The sequence below is a fragment of the Marinoscillum sp. genome (assembly GCF_040222955.1).
Taxonomy (GTDB): domain Bacteria; phylum Bacteroidota; class Bacteroidia; order Cytophagales; family Cyclobacteriaceae; genus Marinoscillum.
Window position 1 is genome coordinate 90,606 of sequence record NZ_JAVKCA010000009.1, and the last position, 20,517, is coordinate 111,122.

The 20,517-nt window shown below is 45.3% G+C and carries 16 protein-coding genes; 2 read left to right on the top strand and 14 right to left on the bottom strand.

Features of this window, described 5'->3' with window-relative positions:
- Positions 1 to 13 precede the first annotated feature (13 nt).
- The 5 genes from RIH33_RS08165 to RIH33_RS08185 form a co-directional block, all read right to left on the bottom strand.
- Complete coding sequence (locus tag RIH33_RS08165) at positions 14 to 2,962, bottom strand: SusC/RagA family TonB-linked outer membrane protein (protein WP_406650348.1); 2,949 nt, start codon at positions 2,960 to 2,962, stop codon at positions 14 to 16.
- Positions 2,963 to 2,987: 25 nt separating this feature from the next.
- Positions 2,988 to 3,917, bottom strand: a complete 930-nt coding sequence (gene rbsK, locus RIH33_RS08170) for a ribokinase (RefSeq protein ID WP_406650350.1) — start codon at positions 3,915 to 3,917, stop codon at positions 2,988 to 2,990.
- A 325-nt stretch (positions 3,918 to 4,242) separates the two neighbouring features.
- Positions 4,243 to 5,805, bottom strand: coding sequence for a citrate lyase subunit alpha (gene citF, locus RIH33_RS08175; RefSeq protein ID WP_406650351.1), 1,563 nt, complete (start codon positions 5,803 to 5,805; stop codon positions 4,243 to 4,245).
- A gap of 6 nt (positions 5,806 to 5,811) precedes the next feature.
- Positions 5,812 to 7,023, bottom strand: a complete 1,212-nt coding sequence (locus RIH33_RS08180; protein WP_406650353.1) for an aldolase/citrate lyase family protein — start codon at positions 7,021 to 7,023, stop codon at positions 5,812 to 5,814.
- A gap of 37 nt (positions 7,024 to 7,060) precedes the next feature.
- On the bottom strand, positions 7,061 to 8,542 hold the full coding sequence (locus RIH33_RS08185; RefSeq protein WP_406650354.1) for an SLC13 family permease: 1,482 nt from the start codon (positions 8,540 to 8,542) through the stop codon (positions 7,061 to 7,063).
- 174 nt (positions 8,543 to 8,716) lie between these two features.
- Between RIH33_RS08185 and RIH33_RS08190 the strand changes: the two genes are divergently transcribed.
- Positions 8,717 to 10,243 carry a hypothetical protein gene (locus tag RIH33_RS08190; protein ID WP_406650356.1) on the top strand — a complete coding sequence of 509 codons (1,527 nt, stop codon included), beginning with the start codon at positions 8,717 to 8,719 and terminating at the stop codon, positions 10,241 to 10,243.
- Between the two features lie 105 nt (positions 10,244 to 10,348).
- Here RIH33_RS08190 and RIH33_RS08195 read toward each other — a convergent pair whose 3' ends face one another.
- The 8 genes from RIH33_RS08195 to RIH33_RS08230 are packed head-to-tail and all read right to left on the bottom strand — an operon-like array spanning position 10,349 to position 18,000.
- A complete protein-coding gene (locus tag RIH33_RS08195; RefSeq protein ID WP_406650357.1) occupies positions 10,349 to 11,497 on the bottom strand; it encodes an alpha-hydroxy-acid oxidizing protein in 1,149 nt (382 codons plus the stop codon).
- Positions 11,494 to 11,823: an L-rhamnose mutarotase gene (locus RIH33_RS08200; protein ID WP_406650359.1), complete on the bottom strand. Its 330-nt coding sequence runs from the start codon at positions 11,821 to 11,823 to the stop codon at positions 11,494 to 11,496. Before RIH33_RS08200 ends, RIH33_RS08195 begins: the two co-directional genes overlap by 4 nt.
- The gene (fucP, locus tag RIH33_RS08205) at positions 11,820 to 13,121 is read right to left on the bottom strand and encodes an L-fucose:H+ symporter permease (RefSeq protein WP_406650362.1); all 1,302 of its coding nucleotides are present in this window, start codon (positions 13,119 to 13,121) and stop codon (positions 11,820 to 11,822) included. Before fucP ends, RIH33_RS08200 begins: the two co-directional genes overlap by 4 nt.
- Before the next feature lie 20 nt (positions 13,122 to 13,141).
- A complete protein-coding gene (locus tag RIH33_RS08210) occupies positions 13,142 to 13,924 on the bottom strand; it encodes an SDR family oxidoreductase (RefSeq protein ID WP_406650363.1) in 783 nt (260 codons plus the stop codon).
- Positions 13,924 to 14,754 carry an amidohydrolase family protein gene (locus tag RIH33_RS08215; protein ID WP_406650365.1) on the bottom strand — a complete coding sequence of 277 codons (831 nt, stop codon included), beginning with the start codon at positions 14,752 to 14,754 and terminating at the stop codon, positions 13,924 to 13,926. The genes RIH33_RS08210 and RIH33_RS08215 overlap by 1 nt, the downstream gene beginning before the upstream one ends.
- Positions 14,751 to 15,599, bottom strand: coding sequence for a fumarylacetoacetate hydrolase family protein (locus RIH33_RS08220; protein WP_406650367.1), 849 nt, complete (start codon positions 15,597 to 15,599; stop codon positions 14,751 to 14,753). The genes RIH33_RS08215 and RIH33_RS08220 overlap by 4 nt, the downstream gene beginning before the upstream one ends.
- A gap of 17 nt (positions 15,600 to 15,616) precedes the next feature.
- Positions 15,617 to 16,396, bottom strand: coding sequence for an SDR family NAD(P)-dependent oxidoreductase (locus RIH33_RS08225; protein WP_406650369.1), 780 nt, complete (start codon positions 16,394 to 16,396; stop codon positions 15,617 to 15,619).
- The gene (locus RIH33_RS08230) at positions 16,393 to 18,000 is read right to left on the bottom strand and encodes a UxaA family hydrolase (protein ID WP_406650371.1); all 1,608 of its coding nucleotides are present in this window, start codon (positions 17,998 to 18,000) and stop codon (positions 16,393 to 16,395) included. The genes RIH33_RS08225 and RIH33_RS08230 overlap by 4 nt, the downstream gene beginning before the upstream one ends.
- A gap of 113 nt (positions 18,001 to 18,113) precedes the next feature.
- Here RIH33_RS08230 and RIH33_RS08235 point away from each other — a divergent pair, with 113 nt between their 5' ends.
- The gene (locus tag RIH33_RS08235; protein WP_406650373.1) at positions 18,114 to 19,121 is read left to right on the top strand and encodes a LacI family DNA-binding transcriptional regulator; all 1,008 of its coding nucleotides are present in this window, start codon (positions 18,114 to 18,116) and stop codon (positions 19,119 to 19,121) included.
- A 52-nt stretch (positions 19,122 to 19,173) separates the two neighbouring features.
- Here RIH33_RS08235 and RIH33_RS08240 read toward each other — a convergent pair whose 3' ends face one another.
- On the bottom strand, positions 19,174 to 20,508 hold the full coding sequence (locus RIH33_RS08240) for a sugar porter family MFS transporter (protein WP_406650375.1): 1,335 nt from the start codon (positions 20,506 to 20,508) through the stop codon (positions 19,174 to 19,176).
- Between the last annotated feature and the right edge of the window lie 9 nt (positions 20,509 to 20,517).

Here is a 20,517-nt window from a genome sequence, read left to right on the forward strand (position 1 = left end):
GATTCATTAATAATTAAAAGGTCGCGTTTACTCCCAGGGTAATAGAGGTCGTTCTTGGATAGTAGGATAATCGGTCAATGCCGGGTTCCAAGCCACTAAGATTCACTTCAGGGTCGATCCCCTTATACCCTGTGATCCAAAAAACATTTTGTGCCGACCCCAATACACTTAACCTGGATATGAATTTTGAATTCAAGTCGAAAGCATATTGAAGCGTTACATTGTCCAGTTTTAAGAAGGAAGCATCTTCAATATACTTTGATGAATAGGTGACGTTTCTAATAAATTCCGGGTTCTCCAATTGTGTATGTACAATATTGCGTAACCCAATGGCGGTCCAGGATTCATAATATAACCTGTTAGAATTCATCACTTTTCCGCCGATCCCCCCACGAAACGCAAGATTCAGATTCCAGTTTTTGTAGGTCAAGGCATTACTCCAGCCAACAACTGCGATGGGATTAGCACTACCGATCTTCTCCCACTTACTCTTATCGACATCCCCCACGGGGTTTTGATTTTTAAATATGTCGTTGCCATGCTCATCAACCCCCAACCAAACAGGCCCATAAAAAGTACCGAGCTCTTCGCCTTCCTTAATTCGCTGTGACCACACGCCTATAGTCCCGCCAAGAAAAGCTGTTTCGTAGGTTGATTGCGTAAACTCGCTATTTGAAATTTTATCCAGAAAATTCTTGTTGTGACTGGCTGTAAAAGTAGAACTCCAACTAAAATTGCCGCGTTTCATGAGGGCAGCGTTCAGCGTAAGTTCTACCCCCCGATTGCTGATCGTTCCAACATTGGTGAATAGATATGGGTAAAGATAAGGTGGGACTGGTACCTGAAATTCCCAAAGTAAGTCGCTGGTTTTTCTCAGGTAATATTCAACGCTACCGCTCAGCCGCCTCTCGAGCACTGAAAAGTCAACACCAAAATTTAACTCTTGCTTTTTCTCCCATTTCAAGTCAGGGTTTGGATTCTGCCCTGGACCGTATGAATTGATCCACTCCTGATTATAAAACAAACTCCCCACACGCTCCAGCAAAATCAAGGACCTGTACGGACTGAAGTCCTGATTACCTGTGACCCCATAACCTACCCTCAGTTTCAAATCATTTACCCAGCTAATGTCTTTGAGGAGTGATTCCTCACTGAGCCTCCAACCTAAGCTCACAGCTGGAAATAATCCCCATTTGTTGTTATCTCCGAATTTAGATGAGCCCTCCCTCCTCAAGGAGACCGACGCAAGATACTTTTCATCATAATTGTACATGAGCCTTCCAAAAAGCGCTATAAGCCTACTTGATTCCTGGTAAGAACCCATTTCGGATTTTCCTTCTCTGAAGAATGAGCCTGCAGAAATATTATTGTGAAGAAACACATCCGTATCGAAATTGTAATTTCCTACATAGGAGCTATTCATCTCAAACTCTTGATAGGTATACCCCGCAACTACCTGAAAATCATGATCGTTTACTTCCTTTTGGTAATTGAACATACTTTCGTATAGCGTATTACTATTGCGGCCATTCGATATTTCCGCTTCTCCATTGATACCGAGAATGGTAGGATAATATTTCGTCTTATAGGAATTCTCTTCCCATTCCGATTTTTGTGTTGAGATGAAGTTGCTCCAGGAAAGATCATCTGTGATGTCCAGTGTTGCTCTGAGGTTGAGGACTATATCATTCGTTTGCCCCTCTCGTGTTCGCTCATTCAGCATCGCAACAGGATTGTAATAACCCAGGCCTTGTTGGAATGAATATCCTCCTGTAGCCGGATCAGAATCATCATAGACAGGCTGTGTAGGATTCTGGATGAATGCCTGACTAAAAAGGTCGTAGTTGGCCGGGCTATATTTTCTTAAGTTGTTGGTGAAATTGAAATCCAGCATTAACCTATCATCAAGTACTTTTTGCCTAATGTTAGTCTTAAGAAGAATCCTTTCTGAAAGATTATCACGCAACAATCCCTGGTCAGTACTGTGCGTCAGGGACGTACGATGAGAAAAGCTTTCACTTCCCCCGGAAAGCGAAATATTGTGCTGATAGCTGACCGGAAGATCGTTGGTGATTTCATCAAACCAATCCGTCTCACTGCCAAAAAGGCTACCGGTTTTAGAAGGCTGATAAGTTTCTATCGCATGTTTAAATTCTTTTGCAGATAAGTTTCTGACACCTCTTGGCGCCACTTGCACAGAGACCTGACCTGAGTATTCCAGTACCTGCTGCCCCTTTTTTGCCGCTTTGGTAGTGATTATGATAACACCATTTGTGCCTCTTGTGCCATAGATGGCTGCAGCCGAACCATCTTTAAGTACATCAAATGATTCAACATCCTGAAAATTAATGTTCCTCAAATCAGCGCCAATGACTCCATCTATAATAATCAGTGGCCCCTGGCCCGATGTAAGTGTACTCACTCCACGCAAAAGGATTTGGTAGCCAGACATTGGATCTGCACCATTCGGTTTGGTTATGGTCAGGCCTGCTACCTTTCCCTGAATTAAGCCCATTGGATCATTGAACCCCCCTCGATTAAAATCTTCAGACTTCACAGTCGTCACTGCTCCGGTAATTTCCTTTTTAGTGGTTGTCCCGTATCCAATTACCACGATTTCATCCAAGGCCTGAGTAGATACGCTCATTTGCATATCAATCACACTTCTGCTATTCACAGAAACTTCGACAGTTTCAAAGCCAATAGATGAAAAAACCAAAATCCCTTCTGATGGGGCTGATAAGGTATAGCCACCATTGATGTCTGAAATAGTGCCTGTCTGCGTGCCTTTCACATACACGCTGACACCCGGGATTGAATTATTTGTTTCATCAGTAACTTTTCCTTTAATGGTGATTTCGCCACTTGATTGGGCCGTTACTTTAGTCATCGGGTAGGTCACAAATACTGCAAGAAACAGATAAACAAAAAGTATTGAATGTTGCTTAGAATGTGATTTCATGATCCTTCTTTTAGTATTTACTATTTTATTTAGATAGCCCGTTTTCAATCAGTTGTAATTCATTGCGGTAAGGAATGGATGACTGAGCACCCATACGAGTTACGGTGATTGAGGACGCTTTTGAAGCTGTTTTCACAGCCTCTAGTATTGTTTTACCTTCAGAAAGGCCAACCACAAGTGTACCACTAAAGCAATCACCAGCAGCAGTGGTATCAATGGCATCCACCTTGGTGGCCTCCACCAAGGAATATTCATCGTTCTCCTTAATAAAAGCACCCATGGCACCCATGGTGATCACCACATTGGGCACACCTTTGTTGCTAATTATATCTGCTGCCTGCTTAGCACTATTAAAGTCAAATACCTTGATTCCGGATAGGATTTCTGCCTCAGTTTCGTTTGGTGTCACAAGGAAGAGGCATTTGAGTAGTTTGTTGGACAAGGTCCTCGCCGGTGCCGGATTTAGGATTACAGGTGTCCCTTTTTTCCAGGCCAATTCTGCCGCATACTCGACAGTCTCCATGGGAATCTCTAATTGCATTAAGACATAGTCTGCGGCATCTAATTCATTTTTAGCCTTTTCAATATCATCTGGAACCAAACTTCCATTTGCACCTGAAGCCACCGCTATGCAATTCTCACCGTGAGAATCTACCATAATCAGCGCCACCCCAGACGAATTTTTGGAGTCCGAAAATATAAAGTCAGTGTTGATTCCCTCAGCGTTATATAGCTCGATGGATTGCTTGCCAAACACGTCGTTTCCAGTTTTGGAAACAAATGTGACCTTACCTCCCTGACGAGCTGCTGCCACAGCTTGATTAGCTCCCTTACCTCCTGCATTCATTAGGAAAGTTCCTCCGATGACCGTCTCGCCAGGTATTGGGAGTCGATCTGATTTTATTACCATGTCTGTATTGCAACTTCCGATAACAAGAATTTTTTTATTGCCCATGTTTGTTGTTTGTATCTATCTTAATTGTAGTGAAGGTAATATTATAAACGATTGAAAATTGTCAATAAATACCACTTAATCATATTTACAATTACACTATTAATATTATAATCCCTTGATATTTAATTATTTGCAATTACTGAAGAAATGCCATTTCGCATTTCCAATGATGTTTTTGTGATATGAATTGACTGTTCGGATTTAAATGGAGCGTATTGAACAAGATGACCAGAACTGCTGGAATTACTTAATTACACTATGAAATTTTCTGGATCAACACCGAACTTTCTTGAAAACAAGGTGGTGAAGAAGAGCAAACTAACGCTTAGTTCCGCAGTTTTCTGATGGAGTCTAAGATGGTACCATCCACCCACTTTACCACAGCAACAATTTCATCGTCAAAAACCTGCTTTTGAGGAGTCCCGCAAATCCTTTCAGCTTCCTCTTTGAGCTCATGAATGGTCCTAATTGGCAAATCCGAATCCTTAACTTTATCCAACAGGTCGGTGCGCAATGGATTAATCGCAATACCCCGTTCAGTGACGATTACATCTATTAATTCACCCGGACCACAAACGGTGGTCACCTCCTCACGAACTACGGGAATCCGATCCCGGAAAAGTGGAATTGGAAGTATTGTACACTTCGCAAATAAACAATTCTGCCATCCGCCAATACCATGCAATAAGGCTCCATCAGAGTGTGTCACCACATTGGCATTGAAGTTAACATCCACTTCGGTAGCACCTAATATCACAACATCCAGCAATTGAGCGAAATTACCCTTACCATGATAATTGTAACTGGTGAAAGGGCTGGTGTTAACATGGTTCGGATTGTTTCGCATTGACTTCACGCCTTCCAAATCGAAAGTCTGCCCATCGAGAATATATTCTACTAAACCATCTTCCAACATTTCAACCAGAAACTTATTACTTCCACCCCGTGCAAAGCGTGCCTTCATTCCCTTGGCTTTTAACATTTCGGCAAAATAAATTCCAATCGAAAGTGCTGTCCCTCCTGCTCCTGCCTGAAAGGAAAAGCCATCGCGAATAATCCCTGCCTGATCACAAAATTTTGAAGTCAATTCGGCCAAAAACAATCGATCCGGACTTTTAGTAATTGCAGTTGTACCTGAAACAATTTTTTCCGGAATTCCTACTTGATCAACTTGAACCACATGATCAACATAGTTTCCTTGAATATGCCAGGGCACACACGGAAACGGAACCAGGTTATCCGTTACCACAATCACTTTGTTTGCATATTGTGAGTCGGCTAAAGCAAAGCCCAACAGCCCACAAGCGGCAGGTCCATCCACACCATTCGCATTGCCAAATGAGTCTGCAGATGGCGCGGCAATCACCGCAATATCGATTTCAACTTCTCCATCCTGAACTGCCTGATATCTACCGCCGTGAGATCGCAATACCCCCACACCTTTCATTTTACCTGCTGTAGTAAACCTGCCAAGTTGCCCATTCATACTCCCCTCTATGTGATGAATAGTGCCATCTTCCAAATGCTTTATCAAAGGCGCATGACAATCAAACGAAGCAGACGGAAACCATATCAAATTCTTAACGCCCATCTCGGCGGCAATATTAAAAATCTGGATAGCGATAAGGTCTCCATTTCTAAAATGATGGTGTGTCGAAATAGTCATCCCATCTTTCAAGCCCGCATTGATCAATGCTTGCTTTAAGGTAGGGACAAGTTTGTTTCCATCAGCAGGAAAGTCCGCACAAGAAGAAATGATTGGCCCGAATTTTCTGCCATTGGGGCGATGTTTTCCAATTCCTTTATATGGTATTTCTGATTTGCCATTAACTAACGTAGGTACCGATCTACCTATCGCATTCACCACAGTTACATCCTTACCTTTCATAATTCGCTATTCTAATTCCTTATCGCTCCAATTTTTTTCTAGTCGACCAAGCGCAACTGCCAGATCGATTGTCCGCATCGCTCGCTTCACGACCGGCGCATCAATCATTTTTGTGCCAAGGGAAACAACCCCCAAACCCTTTTCCGAAGCAATTTTAAATGCATCCACAATTTTTTTTGCTGCATCAATTTCAACTTCAGTAGGTGCGAAATTTTCACGAATTACTGAAACCTGGCGCGGATGAATACAACCCATACCTTCAAAACCCAAAGCCTTTGAAGCCTGTACATTGGCCTTCAAAGCAATCATATCCCCCACATCACTAAATACAGAGTCAATGGCCTGTATCCCTGCGGCCTTGCATGCATGAACAACCTGAACCCGAGCAAAGAGCGATTCCACGCCTTCGTTGGTCCTATTCACCCCCATATCGGCGGTATAATCCTCTAAGCCAATTGCCATGGCAATAACATTTTCCGCAGCTTCTGCGATTTCAAGAGATTTCAAAACGCCGCGTGCACTTTCAATGATGGGCATTAACCAAACAGGACCTGGTGTACCCGTTTTATTTTGAATCAGGGCAATCCTTTCATTTACCGAATGAATTTGCGCTGCACTTTCACATTTCGGCACCAGTACAAGATTTACATGATGCGGGATCACATAGTCCAGATCCTCCAGGCCTGCGGGCATTTGATTGATCCTTACCATCCGTTCAACACCCATGAAACTCAGGTTTCTCAGCGCATTTCTTACAAGCAAACGCGCTTCTCCTTTTTTATGAAAAGCAACTGCATCTTCCAGGTCCAGTATCACTCCTTCCGGCTTATGGATACCCGCATTGATCATCAAACTGGGTGTGTTTCCAGGGAGGTACAAGCGTGTAGTCCGTGGTTGATCAGCCACTGTATGATATAGGTTTTCAGGCAGCATCTCCAAAAGGTATTGTTCATCTGTTTGTTTCAACTGCTTTATCGCTGCTTCTACACGCGCCGCAATCACAAATGGCAAAGCACCTTTATCAGATATCTCAAGAACCGCGTGTTCTATGGAGAAAAAATCAAGAATGGACTTACACAGAAGCCTGATGTCTTCTCCATAAAGTGCATTGACCTTGCTCATTACCTCAATCTGAATGCCTCCGGATTGGACTAACTCCAAAGTCACCAAACAGTCCGACCTGTCCTTTTCACCATTATTCCCAGCCGTTGCAATCATTTTGAACCCATTAAAAATTTTACGAAAACAACCATTATTATTTTGCCCATATCGGTAAAGTCATCTCCAAATCCAACCAGGGAACGATGATGAAATACAGAATCATCGTCAGAAGAAATAAAGTAATCAGATTTAGCCAAAAACCTGTTTTAACCATCTGCGCAACCGAAACTCTTTCACTTGCCAACACCACAGTATTAGGCCCGGTAGCAGCAGGCATCATAAAGGCACAGGAACATGCAACTGTAGCCGGTATCATTATCAACAGCGGGTTAACACTCGCTGCTATGGCCGTGCTTGCCAATACGGGCAGCAAAATATTTGCACTGGCTGTATTGGAATTAAACTCGGTAAAAACCAAAACAAAGGCCATCACAATTATTAAAATGTAGATAAAAGAGAAGCCACTAATAAATGAAAGTTGCCCTCCCAACCAATCAGCCAATCCCGTTGACACAAAACCCTCGGCCACAGCATATCCACCTCCTACGATCATCACAACACCCCAGGGTACCTGACTGGCTTCCTTCCAGGTTATTAATCGCTTATCATCGCCTGCCGGAATCAAGAATAATACAATAGCAGAAGCCATGGCAATAGTACTGTCATGTATTTGACCGGAAATCCCAAATAAACCGGTCCATCCGGGAATTACCAATGACCCAAAAACTAGATCGTCTTTAAAAACCCAGGCAAAAACCGTAACTGCTGCGATATACAAAACTCTTTTTTCACCTGCTTTCATTTTACCCAGTGCATCCAGCTCATCTTTAATAATTGTCAGGTTGTTACTAAGATCCCCGCTGATTTTAAAGTACTTAATAATAAAATACCAAAACACTGGGAGTAATATCACTAATATTGGGACTCCTATTTTTAGCCATACAAAAAAATTAACTGGTGGAGCCTCTGGAAACATCTTATCAAATATCCCAACAAAAATCATATTGGTTGGGGAGCCAATAAGCGTGGCAAGCCCACCAATAGACGCAGAGTAGGCAATTGCAAGCATTAATGCCGGAGCAAATCGATTGCTCTTTTCAACTTCTTCATCCTTACCAATTATGGAAAGACCTATCGGCAACATCATTAAAGCTGTTGTGACATTTGCGATCCACATCGAGACCAAAGCTGTTGCAATCATCATGCTTAAAACGATCTTTTGTCGACTCGTGCCGAAGACATGAATGATTGTAAGTGCGATTCGCTTATGAAGATTTTGTGTTTCAATGGCCTTTGCCAAAAAGAAAACTGCCAAAAACATGAGGGCATAATTGTGTCCATAGTTAGCTGCAGTTTCTGCTGGCGATAATATGTTCATAGAGGGGTACAGCACCAACGGAATAAATGCCGTTACATAAACGGGAATTGCTTCGGTAATCCACCAAACACTCATAAGCGCCACGACCGCTGCAGCTCCTTTAGCTGCTGGATTCATACCCTCAGGATTGGGGAGGAGTAAGATGATCACAAACACCGCCATTCCTGTTAAAGCACCAATTGATTTCTTAGATAACATTTCTCTCCGCTTAAATTCAATCAAACCTATGCAATCCAAGCATTCAAAAATGATCAATAATCGTTCAAAATCACATTTTCAAAATAATGACATTTTCAATTTTTTGTCCATTGGTAGACATAAAACAATGAATATTCTCAATATTTGATATCTATAAAATAAGAATCACAACAAATGATAAAATCGGAAGCCTTAATCTACCTGGTCAATTCCATGACAAAACCCGAAAAGAAAGCTTTTAGGATAGCTACCGATTCTTCTGATGGAGCCTATTACCTGCAGCTCTATGACCTGATTGATTCTAACAAGGAAATTACCTCTGACCAACTAAAAGAAGAGTTCTCAATTAAGCTCCCAAAAGCATCATTTGACACCTCCGCCACTCATCTTTATAAGACTCTTCTGAATACGATGCTTGATCTGCGTAAAGACCAGGACAGCTACTATTCCTTATTCGACATGATCTTAAAGGCCCGGATTCTTTTTGAGAAATCCTTGTATCAGGAGTGCTTTGACACACTGAAAAAAGTCAAAAAGAATGCCACTAAATATGAAAACTACTACGCCCTGCTTATCTCTTCCAGGCTTGAGCTGGAGTATCAGCTTGCGTTGAATTTTCCAGGGCTGGATGAAAAAGATTTATTACACAAGCACTTCAAGGTAAGCGAGACCTTGCGCATCATTCAGAAGATTCATCAACAATCAGCGCTTTATGAGCTACTGAAATATCGCATGCTTCACAGAGGTAATGCCCGATCAGAGCAGCAAAAAACCGAGCTGAACGATTTGGTGGTAAGTGAGATGAGTATAGTTTCTTCATCAAACATTCAGAATTTTGAAATAAGCAAGCTGCATCAGCTTTTTCAGGCAAACTACCTGATCAGTGTTGGAGATTATAAATCTGCATTCCATTCCTTCAATGAGCTCAACAACTTACACGAGGCTAATAAACATTTATGGTCTAATCCACCTATTTACTATGTGTTATCCATCGAAGGAGTACTGGATAGCCTGAGAAGTTTACGTGAGTACAAGGGAATGAGTCATTTTGTTCAGCAATTAGAGAAAATTGACACTCCCTTTCTAAGCTTCAATACCAATGTTGTTTGTTTAATCTTTCTATATGAGCTTTTCCCATTCCTGGATCGTGGTGATTTTCAATCCTGTGAACAACTCATGAAAAAATATGATGCCAGGTTGCTAAAAAAGGTTCAACTCCTAAGCCTTGCCCGCAATGCTGAACTACACCTTTACCTTGCTTTGATCTACTTTGGCTTGCGGGACTTTCAAAAAGCAAAGAAGTGTTTGAGTAAAATCATATTTACCAATAGAGATTACTCATACCTACCCGTCTTCAGAACGATTCGGTTGGTCAATCTTATGATTCTCTTTGAGTTAAAGGATACTGAGTTTATAAAGTATGAATCCCGATCCATCAAAAGAGACATCAATGCCGCTGGGAAAGAATACAAAATCGAGAAGAAGATCATCAGCTTTGTCAATAAAACTCATCTTCCTGTTTCAATAGTTAAAAGAAAGCGGCTTTGGGAGAGTTTAAAGAAAGATTTTGAGATCATTAATCAGGATGTCTATGAGCAACAAACACTTCGACTCTTTGATTTCTCTGCCTGGATTGAGAGCAAGGTGAGAAGAATCCCTCTCGCGGAAATCTTAAACAACCGGGTCTCTCAGGAACACTAAAAGGTCAATATGCGAGTTTTCACAAATTACCCCATCAGCAAGCCTTGCTTAATTCAAATAAAAATGAATGGCACGAAGGACCTAAGTAATAGGCTTAAGCAGACCTCACTCCACCCGGTCCAGGAAATTGGGGAAATCCTCTATTCGTTCGCAGCAAACCTGCTCCATCACCTGCTGTAGCTGTGTTTTGAGCAAGGAAATAGCATGATCACCACCTCTGCTGCCCAACGCTGCCACGCTGTACATGAATGTCCGCCCCAAAAAAGTGAAGTCGGCACCTGATGCCAGCGAACGCGCGATATCCGGCCCTGAGCGTATGCCACTGTCCATCATTACGGTCAGTTTATCTCTGTACTTTTCAGCAATGTACTTTAGCGGCTTTATGGTGGAGTTACCAGCGTCCAGCTGCCGCCCGCCATGATTCGAAACGATGATGCCATCCAGCCCAAGACTCACGGCTTTCTCAGCATCGGATTCACAGGCCACCCCTTTCAGCACAATTTTCCCTTTCCACATATCGCGTATTGGAGCAATTTTCTCCTCATTCAGCCTGCCGGAAAAAGTCTGATCCATGTACCTGCCGAGTTGCTTCATATCCAGCCCTTTCGGCATGTAAGGTTTCATGGTGGTAAAGTTGGGCTGGCCGTGAAACAAAGTTCTCAGTGCCCAATCCGGCCTTCCCATGATTTGAAGCATATTGGACAAGGTCATCCTCGGAGGCATGGCCAGTCCATTTCGAATGTCTCTTGGTCTGAAACCGAAAGTGGGGACGTCACACAACAACACCAACACTGAACAGCCTGCTGCATCCGCGCGCCCGATGATGTCATCCCTGAGTTGGTTATCGGCAGGATGATAAAGCTGAAACCAGGCCTTGCCCTCCGTGAGCTCGCTGGCCCGCTCAATGTCCATGGTAGTCACTGTACTCAGGATAAAAGGAATGTTGTGTTCATGAGCAGCTTGCGCCAAGATCTCCGGTGCTTTGGGCCACATGAGGCCCTGCAACCCCACAGGAGCAATGCCAAACGGAGCATCATACACATGCCCAAACAACTCCGTTTTCATCTCTGATTTGGTGTGTTTGGTCAGGTACTGCGGAATCAGCTGTACCTCCCTAATTTCTTTGGTATTGCGCATCAGATTTACATCCTCATTGCACCCACCATCCAGGTACTCAAAGGCAAAACGAGGGATTTTCCGTTTGGCTCTTTTGATCAAATCCTCAATGGCCGGATAACGCGAATCGTAGCTCATAGCTCAAAAATTTTATTCATTAGTACCCACTTCTCATTTGCCTTTGCAAATGGCAACCTCTGCTGGTACTGGTCCATCAGCTGCTCCCACTCCTGCACCTTAGGATCGCCAGCATCCATATCCGCTTTTTCTCCAAAACTAAACGACTCCTCAGCTTCAATGATCATGAAAAGCCGTGTAGCCACATGGTAGATTTGCATGTGACAAATTCCAGATTCCTGAATACTTCTAACGATCTCCGGCCACACGTTTTGATGATGCTCAATGTATTGCCCGATGAGTTCAGGGTCGTCTTTTAAATCCAGAGTTAAGGCATATCGCTTCATGAACGCTGATGTTTGACCGCCACTCTACGCCCGTAGAATGCGATAATTAAGAAACAAACAAACGGAAGGATAAATGAAAAATTCACTTCCGAGACGCCCAAAATCTGAATATCCGAATAACCAGAACCTCCCAAATCAAGTATCATGCCCTGAAAGGTGGGCATCAAGGCGCCACCTACTATCGCCATTACCAGACCTGCAGCCCCTATTTTAGATTCATCCTCAGACAGACCTTCGAGCGCCACACCATAGATGGTAGGAAACATCAGCGACATACAGAAGGAAATCGCCACCAGGCAATACAATCCCGACATTCCTGTAATGAAAATGGTACCCAGGGTAAATGCCACAGCAAGTACTGATAGTCCCATCAAAAGCTTTCCTGAATCCACATATTTCAACAGGAACGTACAAACAAAGCGTCCCAGGAAAAAGCAAACAAAGGCAATAAACTGATAATTACCCGCCTCCTCAGCAGAAAGCCCAATGGCCTCTGCATATTGATAGATGTATGTCCAGCACATGATCTGCGCGCCTACATAAAATGCCTGAGTAATCACCCCTTCTACATAAACCGGTTTTTTAATCAGGGATTTAAACACATGCCCGAGTGGCATATGCATCTCTTCACCCTTTCCTTTGGGCATTTTATTGACGGCTATCAGCACCAACACCACAATGACCGACAACCCGAGTACAACATACGGATCTCGAATGACCATCAAATCCGCGGTAGTAATGGCCGCTTTTTGTAGCTCTGGAAGTTCAGAAAACACCACGTCATCTGATTTTAGATTTTTCAATACGAATTGCTGGGCCACAACCAAACCTCCAATTAACCCCAGGGGATTGAATGCCTGGGCCAGATTCAGACGTTGGGTGGCGGTGGAAGCATCTCCCATAGAGAGGATATAAGGATTGGCGGTGGTTTCCAGAAAAGCCAGGCCAAAAGTGAGTATATAGAGGCCCAACAGGAAAAAGGTGAAGCTCTCTGAAATGGCTGCCGGATAAAACAATAGTGCTCCGGTAGCATAAAGTGTTAACCCAATGAGTATTCCCACTTTGTAAGAATACTTACGGATGAATAACGCTGCTGGCAGGGCCATGGTAAAATACCCACCATAGAAAGCCATTTGGACCAATGAAGCTTGAAAGTTGTCGAGCTCCAGTACTTTTTTAAAGGCAGTCACCATGGGGTCGGTAACGGCATTGGCAAAACCCCACAGCGCAAAAAGAGAGGTAATGAGTATAAAGGGAAATATAATTTGCTTAGAGACTACGGGTGTATTTTTCATCATTGAAGGTTTAGTTAGGTTGGTTACAGCATGGCTCGGTCCAGGTGAACATAGCCACCATCTACAAAGAGCCATTGACCTGTGGTGTGTGAACTGCGCTCGGACAATAAAAACACCGTCATCGCCCCGATCTCATCTGAGGTGGTCATGCGCTTCTCCAGTGGGATTTTGGACGTAATACCCGCCAGTACTTCCTCGGGGTTTCCGAGTGTTTTGATCCAGTTTTCATATTGTGGCGTCATCACTTCCGCTGGGACAATCGCGTTGACGCGAATCCCAAAAGGGGCCAGTTCTACTGCCCATTCCCTGGTGAGTGCCAACTGTGCGCCTTTGCTGGCCGCATAACCGGAGGTGTTTCCCTGGCCGGTAATTGCCGTTTTGGAACTCACATTCACAATCGATCCTTTGGTTTCCTTCAGGTAAGGAAAGGCATAATGTACCAGGTCATAATAATGGGTCAGGTTGAAGATCACCGATTCTCTGAACCGGTCAGGACTTCCGTTCACCAAACCAACACCATCATTCACTCCGGCATTATTCACTACGCCATCAATTCTTCCAAACTCCCGCACCACTTCCTGGACAATGCCCTGGCAAACATCGCCTTTCCCAAGTTCTGTATTGATCACGTGGGACCTGCCGCCCTGCGCACCGATTCGGGACTTGAGGTCCGCTGAGGCTGATGAAGACCGCCCTACGATGACCGGAATGGCGCCTTCATGAACCAGGTTCCACACGATGGCTTCACCGATGCCTTTGGCACCACCGGTCACTATGACCACTTTATCTTTTAGTTGTAAATCCATTATTCTTTCAGTTTATAAAATTGACTGGCAGTATGACCATAGATGGCCGCTTGCTCCTCCGCGCTCAGGTGAGACAGGATTTCCTTCAATGCTGATGCCACCTGAGCGTATGTTCCTGCTAATAAACACACCGGCCAATCTGAGCCGTACATGAGTCGGTCAGGTCCAAAATGCTCCAGGCAGAAGTCCACATAAGGCTTCAAGTCGGCTGGCTTCCAGGTTTCCCAATTCGCTTCAGTGATCATTCCGGATAGCTTCACATATACATGGTCAAATGTCGACATTTGCTTCATGTACTTTGCCCAGTGCTCAAAAGAAGAGGCCGCAATATTGGGTTTACTGATGTGGTCAATGACCAATGGCATATCCGGAAGTGCCTTTACAAAGCCTACGGCTTCCTCCAGTTGACTTTCTGTGGTGAGTATATCATAGGTCAGGCCTTTGGCGCCAACCAGCGCCACTCCTTTGATGAATTGGGGGTCTGTCATGAATCCATCCGGCTCTGCCTGCAGGACATGGCGCACTCCTTTGAAGCGCTCATGCTCCGAACACTCGGCCAGTCGGTCTTCCAGGTGATCAGCTTTGAGGTCCAACCAACCCACAACTCCTTTGATCCAGGGATTCGTCTTTGCCAGGTGGAGCAAAAACCAATTCTCATGCTCAGACTGATCGGCCTGTACAGCCACACACCCATCCATCCCATGCGCCTGCAGTACCGGCTCCAGATCGGCCGGCATAAAGTCACGCCGGAGCACACGCATATCATCAGTGATCCATGAACCCTTTACCGGATGGTAGTGCCAGAAATGCTGATGTGAATCTATTCTCATCCCTTGTAGGCCACTACATCCTGGCGTGCTTCGCCAAGTCCTTCAATGCCCAACTCAATCACATCGCCTTCTTTGAGATAAACAGGAGGCTTAAACCCTAAGCCCACACCCTCAGGCGTACCTGTGGAGATGATGTCACCGGGCATTAAACTCATGTATTGAGACAGATAAGAAATGACTTCCTGAACATTGAAAATAAAGTCGTCAGTGTTTCCATCCTGGACTTTCTTTCCATTCAGCTTTAACCAAAGGTTCAGGTTGTTCGGGTTGGCCACTTCATCTTTTGTGACGAGGTAAGGTCCCAGCGGTGCAAACGTATCACAACTCTTGCCTTTCACCCACTGTCCGCCGCGCTCCAGCTGAAACTCGCGCTCGCTCACGTCATTGTGAAGCACATAGCCCGCCACATAATCCAAAGCTTCTTCTTCACTCACATAGTTGGCTCGTTTGCCAATCACCACGGCAAGCTCTACCTCCCAATCAGACTTCTTACTGTTTTTGGGTATCACAATGGTATCATTGGGCCCGATGACCGAAGAAGTAGCCTTAAAGAATACCACCGGCTCGGTAGGCACGGCCATGCCACTCTCCTCCGCGTGCTTGCGATAGTTCAGTCCAATACAAATAATCTTGCCCGGGCGCCTTACCGGAGCACCCAGCCGGACATCACTGCCCACGGTAGTAGCTGTAGACGCATCAAATGCTGCCTTCAGTTTTTCCACCCCTCCTTCCGCGAAGAAGTCTTCATCATAATCTCTGACGATGTTGCTGACATCATATCTCACACCGGCTACTTCAATCCCTGGTTTTTCTGAGCCAAACGCTCCAAATCGAATTAATTTCATACTGTTTTCTATTTCAATTAAGTATTTAAAGTCAAAAATCCTCCATCAATGCTGAAGTCACTGCCTGTGATAAATGAGGACTCATCGGAACATAAGTAGAGGACCATATCCCCTATTTCATCGGGTTTACCCATTCTTCCGATTGGCTGTGTTTTGGACAGGGCCTCAAACATTTCCTTTTCATTTCCGGGATAGTTTTTAGCCAAAAAACCATCCACAAAGGGTGTATGTACCCTCCCCGGTGAAATACTATTGCATCGGATTCCATACCCCAGACAATCCTTGGCGACTGATAAAGTCATCGCATGCACTGCGCCCTTGCTCGTGGAGTAGGCTAAACGATCGCTGAGCCCCAGGTGCGCGGCAATGGAGGAAATGTTGACAATCGCTCCACCTTTGGCCTTCATGGCCTCTGCACCGGCTTGCAGTGTATTGAATACCCCTTTGATGTTTACCTGATAAATGCGGTCCAAATCTGCGGGGGTGGTATTGAAAATGTTCCCCACATGAGCAATCCCTGCATTGTTCACCAGAATATCCAGGGAGCGATTGCCAAGTGCTTCGGGAAACACCCGTTTCACATTTTCATGATCAGCAACGTCACATGAATAAGCCTCGGCCTTTCCTCCATCCGCCTCTATTTCCTTCACTACTGCCTGAGCACCTTCCAGACTCAGGTCCAGAATAAGAGCCGTGGCTCCTTGCTGTGCCAGTGTGGTGGCGATCGCCCTTCCAATACCGCTACCACCACCAGTAACGATGGCCGTTTTTCCTGTTAAATCAAATTTATTTTTCATAATGATACGCCTCTTTTCCAGGGTATAAAATCGTTTTGCTCTAGTTTCATTGCTTTGGTCTGCTCTCCACCAGCGACCGCTATTATCTTCTCCAATAGTTCATCTCCCGCCTGCTCGATGGTTTTGGTTCCTTCTATCACTCCGCCGGTATTCACATCTATGATGTCTTCCATTCGAGCTGCCAGCGCGCTGTTGCTGGATACCTTGATCACGGGTGTTACGGGATTTCCGGTGGGGGTTCCCAGGCCTGTGGTAAACAGGATAATGTTGGCACCGGATCCTGCCAAACCGGTGGTAGACTCCACGTCATTGCCCGGGGTACAGAGCAGGTTTAAGCCCGGTTTGGTGACCGGCTCTGTATAGTCCAGAATATCCGAAACTGGGGCCGAACCTCCCTTTTTGGCCGCCCCTGCAGATTTGATGGCATCGGTGATGAGTCCATCCTTGATATTTCCAGGAGATGGGTTCATGTCAAACCCACTGCCAACTGCCTGAGCATGAGATTCATATGCCCTTTGAATACGCACAAACTTCTCAGCCAGGTCCTGTGATGCGCACCGGTCAATAATATTCTGCTCTACTCCGTTTAGTTCGGGGAACTCACTCAGGATGGTCGAGGCTTTCAACGTAGCCAGTAAATCAGATACTCGTCCCAATACAGGATTGGCTGAAATGCCTGAAAAACCATCAGAACCGCCACACTCCAGGCCAACCACCAGTTTGTCCAGCGTAGCAGGCTGGCGCTCCGTTTTATTGGCTTCTTTCAAAGCTTCCAGCGTCTCAGAAATGGCTGAAGAAATGAGCTCCTCCTCTGAGGGCATTTGCTGCTGCTCAAAGTAGAGCACTGGCTTTTCGCTACCCGGGTAAAGCTCCTTTTGTATGGACCTGAACCAGTCAGCCTGTGCATGCTGGCAACCCAGACTCAGCACAGTGGCTCCGGCCACATTGGGATGATGCACGTACCCCGCCAGCAACCTCAACAAGGTCTCCGCATCTTGTCTGGTGCCCCCACAACCACCGTGATGGTATAAAAACCTGATCCCGTCGATGTGCTTAAAGACCAGCTCTGTAGCGTAGGTCATTTGGGTTACCTGCCCGGATAAATGCTGGCTAACAAGGCTTTCATATTTGTTGGGTTTGTAATAGCCCAATTGCTTGATGAGTGCTTCCTCGATCACCTTCAGGTTTCTGTTTTCACAAAATACCAATGGGATGAATAACCAGTAATTGGCGGTGCCTACTTTGCCTGAGGATCTTTGGTAGCCACTAAAAGTGCGGTTCTTCCACTTGCTCACGTCCGGAGACTGCCAGGCGTATGCTTTGCGATTTTCCAGAGAAAGAGGCTCGGCAAAATGTTTGGTATTTTCAATGGTGAGTAAAGACCCTGCGGGCAAATCCTGCAACACCACACCCACCGGCACTCCATACATAATGACCTGCTGTCCTTCGGCAAGATCCTCCAATAACATCTTGTGTTTTTGTGGGATCGTCTCCTTTACAGCTATTGAGAACCCCACATCAACCTTGCTACCTGCGGAGAGCTCTTTCAGCGCTACCAGCACATTGTCCTTAGGGTCTATTTGTAAAATATCATTTCCTTTCATGGTGAACAGATCATCTGTAATCGGTACAAGTGCATATTTAAGGCGAGATGAATGCGAATTCAATCGTTTGTCGGTATAATTGCTGTGCACATTTGTGCACAAACCACTCAGTCATGGCTCAATACATCACCATCAAGGAAATAGCGACCAAACTGGGAGTGTCTCACACCACCGTATCGAGGGCATTGAATGACCACCCCCGCATCAGCAAAGCCACCAGGGAAAAGGTGCGGGAGATGGCCGAAAGGCTGGGTTACAGGCGCAACGTTAGTGTTCAGGTATTTACCAGGGGCGAAAGCAAACTCATCGGTATGATTGTGCCTGACCTGAGCATCCATTTCTTTGCACGGGTAGTTCAGGGGGCACAGCGCACGCTTTCCGAACATGGTTATGGCATGATCATCTATGACACGCTGGAGTCGCTGAGTCAGGAGGTTCAGGCCATTCAGAATTGCCTTGACCATCGTGTAGCTGGTATCCTTGCCGCCATTTCCATGGAGACTAGTTCTTTCGATCATTTTTCGTCGCTTTCCAAGCATGACGTACCCCTGGTGTTTTATGATCGTGTGGCCAATTTTTTACCTGTCCCCAAAGTGGTCATCAATGATCACCAGGCGGCCTTTGATGCGACTCAATTTCTGATACAAAGCGGAAGAAAACACATCGCTCACATCACCGCCAGCATCAACCTTAACAATAGCAATAATCGGTTGTACGGGTACTTAGATGCGCTGAGTGCCAATGACCGGGACGCTGATGAGCAGCTCATTCACTATTATGAATTTGACCCTACCTCCATTGATAGTTTTGTAGAAAGAGCCCTGAACCATCAGCCCCACCTGGATGCTATCTTCGTTTTCAACGACTATGCTGCGAGCCATGCAGTGAATGTATTGCACCGGCTGGGCAAACGGGTGCCTGATGATGTAGCAGTCATGGGCTTCTCCAACGAACCAGTGGCCATCCAAATGACTCCAAAGCTATCCACGGTCAAACATGCCGGTGAAAAAATGGGGCAACTGGCCGCTCAAAAGATTGTTTCCATCCTGGCCAAACAGGAACCTCTGGTCAACGAGAAAATCATCATCAGCCCGGAATTGATCATTCGGGAGAGTACCTGAAATCCATGCTTTTTTCTGAAATGAGTCTGAAAATCACTCCGGTAGTATATGCTCACGAGGGACTTATGAGCTCCGCTTCTATTTCCTCCAATGATTTCCCTTTGGTCTCGGGCATCATAAAATGAACAAACAGTAATTGCAGAATCATGAAGCATCCGAAAAAGGCAAAAGCTACCCATGGCTCGAAGGTGTTGATCAGTACAGAGCCGGAGAGGGTAATCAATGCAGCAAAAACCCAGTGAGTGCCGCTCCCCCAGGCCTGACCATAAGCACGTACTTTATTAGGAAATATTTCAGCTATAAATATCCAAATCACCGCACCCTGACCCACCGCATGGGAAGCAATAAACATGAGGATAAAGATCAACTTAAACGTGGCGTCCGCTTCGCTATAAAACCCATATGAAACCATGAACAAGCTAATGATGTAGCCAATCGACCCAATGTACATGAGTTGTTTGCGTCCTGCCTTATCGATGAGTGACATGCCAATAAAGGTAAAAAGCAGATTAACCAGCCCAATGGCAATGGAACTAAACAGGGAACCGGATGAACCAAAGCCAGCTTTCACCAGAATTTCAGGGGCGTAGTAGAGAATGAAATTGATCCCGGACAGTTGATTGAAAAAAGCAATCAGAAATGCCAGTACCAGCGGCTTCTTATATTTTGCGGAAAACACCTTGTCAGTATCCGCTTTGGTTCGCTCATAATCTTCCTCAATAGCAGCAAGCATCTCTGCGGCCTCCGTCCTGGAGTTCGTTAGGCTATTCAACACCTTCTCCGCTCCGTCAGCATCCTGCCTGTACAAAACCAACCACCTGGGACTTTTGGGTATACCGAATACCATCACCGTATAGAGCAACGCCGGGAGCCCTTCTATGCCCAGCATGATCCGCCAGTCAAGGTCTCCGCCTACCCCTTCCAGGAGGTAATTGGAGATGAATGCCACCAGTATCCCAAACACGATGTTGAACTGGTACAAAATACCCAGCCTGCCTCGGTTGTTGGCAGAGGAAATCTCCGAAATATAGGTAGGCGCGGCTATGGACGATACGCCTACTCCCAAGCCTCCCAGAAACCGAAAAAAGGAAAATAAATACGGGTCAGGCGCGAGCGCAGAGCCTATGGCCGAAACAAAATAGAATATCCCTATCCATATCAGGGTGGTTTTTCTCCCCCACTTATTGGTGGGATATCCGGCACAAAGCGCCCCTACCACCGTCCCCCACAGGGCCATGGACATGATGAAGGTACCGTGAAACCAGTCTGAGGTTTGCCAAAGCTCCTTAATGGGGAGGTTGGCACCGGAAATAACCACTGTGTCGAACCCAAAGAGGAATCCCGCCAGGGAAGCCACAATAGAGGCCACTAATAATTTTCTGTTCATTGAGTTAAA

What these genes read in the sequence shown, in the direction of transcription:
- RIH33_RS08230 (WP_406650371.1), bottom strand. Translation starts at nt 18,000, where the DNA reads ATGAAAGGAAATGATATTTTACAAATAGACCCTAAGGACAATGTGCTG.
- RIH33_RS08225 (WP_406650369.1), bottom strand. Translation starts at nt 16,396, where the DNA reads ATGAAAAATAAATTTGATTTAACAGGAAAAACGGCCATCGTTACTGGT.
- RIH33_RS08210 (WP_406650363.1), bottom strand. Translation starts at nt 13,924, where the DNA reads ATGGATTTACAACTAAAAGATAAAGTGGTCATAGTGACCGGTGGTGCC.
- RIH33_RS08240 (WP_406650375.1), bottom strand. Translation starts at nt 20,508, where the DNA reads ATGAACAGAAAATTATTAGTGGCCTCTATTGTGGCTTCCCTGGCGGGA.
- RIH33_RS08180 (WP_406650353.1), bottom strand. Translation starts at nt 7,023, where the DNA reads ATGATTGCAACGGCTGGGAATAATGGTGAAAAGGACAGGTCGGACTGT.
- RIH33_RS08185 (WP_406650354.1), bottom strand. Translation starts at nt 8,542, where the DNA reads ATGTTATCTAAGAAATCAATTGGTGCTTTAACAGGAATGGCGGTGTTT.
- rbsK (WP_406650350.1), bottom strand. Translation starts at nt 3,917, where the DNA reads ATGGGCAATAAAAAAATTCTTGTTATCGGAAGTTGCAATACAGACATG.
- RIH33_RS08235 (WP_406650373.1), top strand. Translation starts at nt 18,114, where the DNA reads ATGGCTCAATACATCACCATCAAGGAAATAGCGACCAAACTGGGAGTG.
- citF (WP_406650351.1), bottom strand. Translation starts at nt 5,805, where the DNA reads ATGAAAGGTAAGGATGTAACTGTGGTGAATGCGATAGGTAGATCGGTA.
- RIH33_RS08215 (WP_406650365.1), bottom strand. Translation starts at nt 14,754, where the DNA reads ATGAGAATAGATTCACATCAGCATTTCTGGCACTACCATCCGGTAAAG.
- RIH33_RS08200 (WP_406650359.1), bottom strand. Translation starts at nt 11,823, where the DNA reads ATGAAGCGATATGCCTTAACTCTGGATTTAAAAGACGACCCTGAACTC.
- RIH33_RS08165 (WP_406650348.1), bottom strand. Translation starts at nt 2,962, where the DNA reads ATGAAATCACATTCTAAGCAACATTCAATACTTTTTGTTTATCTGTTT.
- fucP (WP_406650362.1), bottom strand. Translation starts at nt 13,121, where the DNA reads ATGATGAAAAATACACCCGTAGTCTCTAAGCAAATTATATTTCCCTTT.
- RIH33_RS08190 (WP_406650356.1), top strand. Translation starts at nt 8,717, where the DNA reads ATGATAAAATCGGAAGCCTTAATCTACCTGGTCAATTCCATGACAAAA.
- RIH33_RS08195 (WP_406650357.1), bottom strand. Translation starts at nt 11,497, where the DNA reads ATGAGCTACGATTCGCGTTATCCGGCCATTGAGGATTTGATCAAAAGA.
- RIH33_RS08220 (WP_406650367.1), bottom strand. Translation starts at nt 15,599, where the DNA reads ATGAAATTAATTCGATTTGGAGCGTTTGGCTCAGAAAAACCAGGGATT.